This is a genomic window from Vibrio sp. 10N.222.48.A3, assembly GCF_041475345.1.
Lineage (GTDB): Bacteria > Pseudomonadota > Gammaproteobacteria > Enterobacterales > Vibrionaceae > Vibrio > Vibrio tasmaniensis_A.
The window spans coordinates 1-999 of record NZ_JBFRVX010000210.1; the positions used below are offsets into that span (position 1 = coordinate 1).

At 44.2% G+C, this 999-nt stretch carries 1 protein-coding gene; it reads left to right on the forward strand.

Annotated elements, in window-relative coordinates:
- Positions 1–684: serine hydroxymethyltransferase (locus AB4653_RS07380; RefSeq protein WP_372103710.1), on the forward strand; the 684-nt coding region annotated here is incomplete at its 5' end.
- Between the last annotated feature and the right edge of the window lie 315 nt (positions 685–999).

The following is a 999-nucleotide window of genomic DNA, read 5'->3' on the forward strand; positions in this document are numbered from 1 at the left end:
GCTGACAAAGTAGGTGCTTACTTCTTCGTAGATATGGCGCACGTTGCTGGCCTTATCGCTGCAGGTGTTTACCCTAACCCAGTTCCACACGCTCACGTTGTTACAACAACAACGCACAAAACGCTTGCTGGTCCTCGTGGTGGTCTTATCCTTTCTAACGAAGGCGAAGATCTTTACAAGAAACTAAACTCAGCAGTATTCCCAGGTGGCCAAGGTGGCCCTCTAATGCACGTTATCGCTGGTAAAGCAGTAGCGTTCAAAGAAGCTCTAGAACCAGAGTTTAAAGAATACCAAGCTCGCGTAGTGGCTAACGCAAAAGCAATGGTTGCTGAATTCCTAGCTCGCGGTTACAACATCGTTTCAGGTTCTACAGAGAACCACCTGTTCCTAGTTGATCTAATCGACAAAGACATCACAGGTAAAGAAGCAGATGCAGCACTGGGTTCAGCTAACATCACAGTTAACAAGAACTCAGTACCAAACGATCCACGTAGCCCGTTCGTTACTTCTGGTATCCGTATCGGTTCTCCTTCTATCACTCGTCGCGGTTTCTCAGAAGCAGACGCGAAAGAGCTAGCAGGTTGGATGTGTGACATCCTAGATAACATGGGTGATGAGTCTGTTATCGAAGCAACTAAAGCGAAAGTACTAAATATCTGTAAGCGTCTACCTGTTTACGCATAATTTTTCTGCGTAGTAATTTGAACTTCGTTGTCGAGCATGCTCACTTACATCCGTAAGCTCCGCGTGCTCTCCTAGAATTTCAAACGACTACTTTGAAAAGTACTTTTAAAGGGGCTCATTGAGTCCCTTTTTGTTTTAGGGAAAGGTGCTGAAAACTCCGTGCCTTTTCCTTGAACTAAATCTATTTGATTGAAACATACGATTTGAAGGGCTCCTGTATTGGGGCCTTTTTTGTATCTGTAGGTATGAGATTTAGGTTATCTGAGAATACAGAAAGGCAGGTACTAAAAAGGGTTAATGCTTTCACATCAACCC